The 6,408-nt window shown below is 63.1% G+C and carries 6 protein-coding genes; 4 read left to right on the top strand and 2 right to left on the bottom strand.

The genetic code is table 11. The features are described from left to right. Positions 1 to 680: 680 nt before the first annotated feature. The gene (locus ABHR76_RS09235; protein WP_346977479.1) at positions 681 to 1,310 is read right to left on the bottom strand and encodes a response regulator; all 630 of its coding nucleotides are present in this window, start codon (positions 1,308 to 1,310) and stop codon (positions 681 to 683) included. Further along, a complete protein-coding gene (locus ABHR76_RS09230) occupies positions 1,307 to 2,452 on the bottom strand; it encodes a sensor histidine kinase (RefSeq protein WP_195919459.1) in 1,146 nt (381 codons plus the stop codon). Before ABHR76_RS09230 ends, ABHR76_RS09235 begins: the two co-directional genes overlap by 4 nt. A gap of 289 nt (positions 2,453 to 2,741) precedes the next feature. On the opposite strand from ABHR76_RS09230, the gene ABHR76_RS09225 reads away from it, so the two are divergent. From ABHR76_RS09225 to ABHR76_RS09210, 4 genes are all read left to right on the top strand, one after another. Further along, complete coding sequence (locus ABHR76_RS09225; RefSeq protein ID WP_346977480.1) at positions 2,742 to 3,587, top strand: ABC transporter ATP-binding protein; 846 nt, start codon at positions 2,742 to 2,744, stop codon at positions 3,585 to 3,587. Positions 3,588 to 3,596: 9 nt separating this feature from the next. Then, complete coding sequence (locus tag ABHR76_RS09220; RefSeq protein ID WP_138374328.1) at positions 3,597 to 4,784, top strand: ABC transporter permease; 1,188 nt, start codon at positions 3,597 to 3,599, stop codon at positions 4,782 to 4,784. Continuing rightward, positions 4,771 to 5,973 carry an ABC transporter permease gene (locus ABHR76_RS09215; protein WP_346977477.1) on the top strand — a complete coding sequence of 401 codons (1,203 nt, stop codon included), beginning with the start codon at positions 4,771 to 4,773 and terminating at the stop codon, positions 5,971 to 5,973. The genes ABHR76_RS09220 and ABHR76_RS09215 overlap by 14 nt, the downstream gene beginning before the upstream one ends. Before the next feature lie 128 nt (positions 5,974 to 6,101). Continuing rightward, the coding region (locus tag ABHR76_RS09210; protein WP_346977475.1) for an ATP-binding cassette domain-containing protein at positions 6,102 to 6,408 on the top strand (307 nt) is incomplete at its 3' end.

Genomic DNA, 6,408 nt, shown 5'->3' with positions numbered 1-6,408 from the left:
CGACGCGGAAATCGCGCGCCGTTGCCGCGCCCCGCAGTGCCCGCTTCCCCCGAGAACAATTATCAGTGCAGGTAGATAGCCTGCCGTTTTCCAAAAAATGAAGGTATGGATGAGGGTCCCGACTTTAGCCCCGTAAACCGGCATAGTTTTGAAATAGCACCATATCCGTAACAGCCCTTTAACTCCCGTGGACGGAGGAAAACGGACCATTTTGGCCTTGCGAGGGCTGCCGCGTGACCCGTCTGCCACGAAATGGGCTCATCTACTACGTTTAAGCCGCTACCCTCAACCATGGCAAGTAATGCGAAATAAAAACTGCAGGTAGAACGCCTGCGGTTTTTCATGAAAAGCGGGTATGGTCAAGGGTATCGAGTCAAACGTAGTAGATGGGCAGGTTTCGTGGCGAGCGGTTTCGGCTGATCCCTTGGGGACGGAGGAAAACGGCTCATTTTGGTCCCGCGAGGCTGGCGGAGACACTCGTGCAGGGCCGCCCGAACAAAACTATGCCGGTTTACTACGATGAATCCGAGATTCCTGACCACACCAGCATTTTTGCAAATATCGCAAGTGTTCTACCTGCGGTTTTGTAAGTGCGCAATTTGCCGTGGTCGGAGATATGCGGTTCATCGTAGTAAACCGGCATAGTTTTGAAATGGCATCGAATTGGCGGCAGCCAGCGGCTAGCCTCGCAGATAGGCGATGGTGATTTGGGTGCGGTTGCGTAGCCCCATTTTGGCTAGGATTGAGCTGATGTGGTTGCGCACGGTGCCTTCGCCCATATAGGCGGTGGCAGCGATCTTCTTGTTGTCGAGGCCGCGGGCGATGAGCTCGGCGACTTCGAACTCGCGGTCGGTCAGACCGGCAAAGGCGGCGGGCCGGCGGGTCGCGCCGGCCTCGACGTCCGCCCCATCAAAGTTGATATCTTCGATCGCCTTGCCCTCGAGCACGCGTTTGCCGTCCATGACCTGCGCCAACGCCGGCGGAATGGCAGCGACATCGGTCTTGATCAGGTAGCCGCGGGCGCCCAGCTTGAGCGCCGACACAATGTACTCGTCATCCGAGAACGTCGTCAGAAACACCACGCGCGCCGCAGGGTCGTGCTCAAGGATCTCGCGCGCGGCCGAAAGGCCGTCGCGTCCCGGCATCTGGATGTCGAGCAGCGCAATATCGGGTGCGTGCTCGGCGTAGAGCGCCACCGCATCGTTGCCGTTGGCACCGGTGCCCACCACTTCGATCTGCGGCTGGGCGCCCAAGATAATCTTGAGCGAATCGACCACCAAGCGGTCGTCGTCGACAACGATGAGCCTCATCGGCCCTCATCTCCTTGCTGTTTGGGAACGGTGGCAAACACACGCCAGCCGCCGGCGCCGGCACGCGGGCCGGCGGTGAAGGTGCCGCCAAGCGCCTCGATGCGCTCGCGCATGGAGGCGAGCCCCATGCCCTCCGCGGTGCCGCGGCCGCTTGCTTGGACCTCACCCACGCCATCGTCGGTAACAATGAGCTGGTAAAACGACGGATGCTCCATGCACCGTACGGTGACGGTCTGGGCGCAAGCGTGGCGCATGGTATTGGAGAGCGCTTCGCGCAGGACCGCTGCAAAGCAGTTGGCGACGTTTGCGGGCGCATGTTCGGCCATAACTTCAAGCTCAATCTGCGGGTCGCCGTCCGAGCGTGTGCCTTCGACAATGCGTTCGAGCTGCACGGAAAGGTCGACGGCGTTGTCGTTGAGCGCGTGGACGCTGGTGCGCACAAGCTGGAGCGCCTCGTCAACCGTGCGTTTAACGTCGGCGAAATCGGCGGCGACGCCAGGCTCGTCGGCGTGGACCACGCGTAGGGCTTCGGCCTGCAGTGAGGCGCGCGTGAGCTGGTGCCCGACGTTATCGTGGATCTCGCGCGCGATGCGGGCGCGTTCGGCGAGCGTCGCGAGCTCGACTTCGTAGTCCTGGCGATCGGCAAGATCGCGGTTGCGCGCCTCGAGCGCGAGGGCTCGTTCCTGCAGCTCGTCGCGGGTGCGGCGCATGCGCCGCTGCTCGCGCTCCAACTGGGCGGTGCGTAGCGATAGCAAGGTGGCGGCAACCGAAAGGATGGCGGTTAACAGCAGCGTTCGGGTGGTGAGCACGCCACCACGAAGGTCCGCGACAAGCGCGCAGACAAACACGGCGCCAATCGCCAGCGCGGGCCAGATTCGTTCACGGCGAACGCGTCGCGCGATGTCATAGAGAGCGAGAGGCGCAAACGGCACAAACGGCGGCACGAAGACAGCCGCGATGATGCAGGCGTAGCTCGCGGCCTCGCTCACACGGCGGGCGCGGTTTCCCTGTACGACCTCGGCCAGCGAGGTGGCAATAACGCCAAGGCAAAACGCCGCGACCAGGCGAGCGTCCACAGCAAGACCCATGGCGGCCGCAATACAGCACGCCAGCACGATCGATTTGTCGAAAAGCCTGTTCATACGGGTATTGTACGCGAAGCCGCGCGTGGTGGAGGGACCGCCTGCGCAACCGTGACATTCCTCCCACGCGGCAAAGCGGGGACGTCGGCAGGCCGCACGGCCAAGCTCCGCACTCGTGACAAAGCTCACTGGTGCGCGCCGCTCGCTCCTGCGATGATGCAATCGTACCGGGCCGCAATCAACAGAAGGGCCGCCTCATGACAGACATCGTCCACGTCGAAAACCTCGTCAAGCGCTACGACGACCTTATCGCGCTCGACCACTTTAGCCTGAGCATCGCCCCGGCGAGATCTTTGGCCTGCTGGGCCCCAACGGCTCGGGCAAGACCACGTCCATCAACTGCATTCTGCAGCTGCTCGCCTACGACAAAGGCACCATCGAGCTGTTCGGCGAGCCCATGACGCCCGCCCGCTACGACCTCAAGCGCCGCATCGGTGTGGTGCCGCAGCAGGTGGCGGTGTTTGACGAGCTTACGGTGCGCGAGAACATCGACTATTTCTGCAGCCTTTACGTCAACGACCGCAAGCGCCGCCGCGCGCTGGTGGACGAGGCGATCGACTTTGTCGGGCTGGGCGACTTTACCAAGTTTCGCCCCGGCAAGCTCTCGGGCGGCCTGGCGCGTCGCCTCAACATCGCCTGCGGTATCGCGCACAAGCCCGAGCTCATCTTCTTTGACGAGCCCACGGTGGCGGTCGACCCGCAGAGCCGCAACGCCATCCTGGAGGGCATCTGCCGCTTGCGCGACGAGGGCGCCACGGTGGTGTATACCAGCCATTACATGGAGGAAGTCGAGCAGATTTGCAGCCGCATCATGATCATGGACGGCGGACGTGTGCTGGCGCAGGGCACCAATGACGAGCTCAAACGCATGATTCAAATGGGCGAGCGCGTGACTGTCGAGGTCGGCGCCGCCGAGACCGCCACGGTCGAGCGGCTGCGCGCCCTCGAGCACGTGCTTTCGGTTGAGCTGTCCGGCGGCGAGCTCGTCTGCACCTGCGAAGCGAGCCCGCACAATTTGGTCGACATCCTCGACACGCTGCGCGCCGCCGATGTGGCGCTCGGCCGCGTGTGGAGCGAGCCGCCGACCCTCAACGACGTGTTCCTCGAGATCACCGGCCGCGAGCTGCGCGACTAGGGGGCAGTCATGTTCAACACCATCATCACTACGGTCAAGACGCTGCTGCGCCGGCCGAGCACGTGGGTCTGGGGCGCTCTCTTTCCCATCGCACTTTCCACGATGTTCATGTTTATGTTTGCGAATCTGAGCTCTGACGGCACGGTCGACCCGGTACCGGTTGCCGTCATAGCGGACGAGGCCTGGGACGCCTCGACCTTTAAGGACGTGGCGACGTCGCTTGCCAAGGAGAGCGACAATCAGCTGCTCGAGATCCACGAGTGCGACGACGCAGCCGATGCGAACCGTGTGCTTAAGGCCGGCGAGGTCGCGGGCATCTATACGGTCGACGACGCGGGCGCACCCAAGCTCACGTTGCTGTCGAGCTACGACAGCTCGCGTGCCTCAACGGTGCTCACCGACCGCAGCATTCTGGAGACGGTGGCAAGCTCGTATACACAAAATGCCGAGCTCATGTCTCAGATTGCCCAGGACAACCCGGCGGCGCTCGCCGACCCGGAGGCGGTTGCGCGCGCCCTGTCGCTCGAGGGCGGCACCCGCCGCGTAAGCCTGACACGCACCACGCCCGATGGCACGGTCATCTACTATTACGCGCTCTTTGGCCTGGTCGCGATGATGTCTGCGGAGTTTGCCGCCTTGAGCGTCGTCGATCTGCAGCCCAATCTGTCGGGCCTTGGCGCGCGCCGCTGCGCGGGCGGTCTTTCCAAAACGGCGTCGCTGGCCGGTATCTTTGTGGGCTCGTGGCTGGTCTCCTTTGCCTCGATGGCGATCGCGATCGGCTACGTGCGCCTGGTTGTGGGCGTCGACTTTGGCGGGCGCGAGGGGCTGTGTCTGGTGGGCGGTGCCGCTTCCGCGCTTGCCGCCACGGGCTTGGGACTCTTTGTGGGCACGCTTCCCGTTAAGGGCGGCAAGGCATCCAAGTCGGGCATCCTCACAGGCTTTGCCACCACGTGCGCTTTGTTCGCTGGGCTCTACGGCGAACCGGCGATGGCGCTTGCCGATGACGTCGCCCGCGCCTGTCCGGCCGAGTGCTGGCTCAACCCCGTCAAGCTCATCTGCGACATGTTCAACCGCCTGTATTTCTTTGAGGACCTGGATCCTTTTGCCGTTCGCGCCGGCGCACTGGTCCTCATGGCACTGCTGTTCGTTGCCGCCGCCACGCTGATCTTTGGAAGGAGCCGCTATGAGCACCTTTAAGACCGCGCTTCGCATGGCGCTCGCTCACCCGTTCTACCTGCTCATCTACACGGTGTTCATTTCGCTGATGGGCGTATTCATCGCGGCATCGGTGAGCTGGAACTCGTCGCAGCTCACCGAGTACAAGCCCTACGACGCCAACGTGATCGTGGTCGACCGCGATGGCAGTGATCTTTCACGTGCGCTCACCAAGCACCTAGGTTCGCGGTTTGACCTGGTCACGGGCGTCGGCGATGACACGTACGACCTTGCGGACGCGCTCTCCAAGAGCAACAGCGCCAAGGGCAGCGCCGACTGCGTGTTCTTTATCCCGGAGGGGTTCGAGGACGACCTGGTCGCGGCTGCCCGCGCGGGGGAGTCCCTGCCCAAGCTCGATGTGACCTACGGTGCCGGCACCATGGCGGCGGCGCTTTCGTCTGCCGAGGCCTCGCGCTGGATCTCGCTCGCGGGCGCTGCGGCCGCACTTGAGCCCACTGCCTCCAACGGCGACGTTGCCAAGGCCGCCGAACATGCCGCTGCAAAGCGCGCGGAGGTCCAGATCGAGCGGGTCAAGGTCGACTCGGCTGCTGCCGCCACGCTCGAGTCGTACTTCAACTTTGGCGCGTACGCGATTATCTCGTCGGTCATCGTATCGGTGGGGTTGGTGTTCTCGGGCATGAACGAGCCCGAGCGCGTGCGTCGTATGGATGCCGGCCCAATCTCCGAGCGCCAACGTTCGCTTGCCGTGTTTGCCGCCGCCGTGCTCACCGTCTGCATCTGGTTTGTGTCGAGCATGATGGGTGTCGTGGGCTTTGCCGGCGCGGTCGCTGAGGTCGGCGTGGGTCGTGTGTGTCTGGCGCTGGCGGCGACGTTTGCCCTGGCGTGCACGCCTCTGGCCGTTGGCTTTACGTTGTCGAGCTTGGGCGCGCGCGAGGAACTGCTCAACGGCGTGGGCAACCTGCTTGGCATGCTCATGACGTTTTTGGGCGGCGCCTGGATGCCGCTGTCGCTCATGGGCTCGGCCGTGCAGACCGTGGCGCATTTTGTGCCGACATATTGGGTGAACGACGCGATCAGCAAGGCACTCGCCTCGGATTTAACGTCCACCGTGCTGGGCGACATCGCCTGCGACCTGGGCGTCACGGCACTCTTCGCCGTGGCCATCGCCGCCGCAGGCCTCGCCCTCGCACGCACCAAATCCCACGCCTAGCCACCTAGTCATTTAAGAACGTCCCCAATGACTGGTCTGAAATAAATCCCCGGCCTCGCTCCAAAATAGTTCGCCATGGTTTACTATTACGCTCATAAAGTAGTACGAGGCTAACAACGGGGGATACCATGGCAACGCAGGAAGCCTATGTCCAGGTGAAGGATCTCAAAAAGCATTACGGCGACGGTGATGCGCGCCTGACGGTACTCGATGGCATCGACACGTCCATCAACCGCGGCGAGATCTGCGTCATGCTGGGGCCCTCGGGCTCGGGTAAGTCGACCTTTCTCAACCTGATCGGCGGCCTGGAGGATGCCGATGCCGGCTCCATTCTGGTGGACGGCTGTGACCTCACGGTGCTCAAACCTACCGACCTGGGCGAGTATCGCCGCCGTGAGCTGGGCTTTGTCTTCCAGTTCTACAACCTGGTGCCCG

This window comes from Collinsella aerofaciens, from assembly GCF_039752985.1.
GTDB lineage: Bacteria > Actinomycetota > Coriobacteriia > Coriobacteriales > Coriobacteriaceae > Collinsella > Collinsella aerofaciens_BT.
Note: the sequence above shows the minus strand (reverse complement) of the source record. Positions and strands in the feature narration are given on the sequence as shown.

Excerpts from the sequence above, each read along its gene's own strand:
- ABHR76_RS09235 (WP_346977479.1), bottom strand. The coding sequence starts at position 1,310 with ATGAGGCTCATCGTTGTCGACGACGACCGCTTGGTGGTCGATTCGCTC.
- ABHR76_RS09230 (WP_195919459.1), bottom strand. The coding sequence starts at position 2,452 with ATGAACAGGCTTTTCGACAAATCGATCGTGCTGGCGTGCTGTATTGCG.
- ABHR76_RS09220 (WP_138374328.1), top strand. The coding sequence starts at position 3,597 with ATGTTCAACACCATCATCACTACGGTCAAGACGCTGCTGCGCCGGCCG.
- ABHR76_RS09215 (WP_346977477.1), top strand. The coding sequence starts at position 4,771 with ATGAGCACCTTTAAGACCGCGCTTCGCATGGCGCTCGCTCACCCGTTC.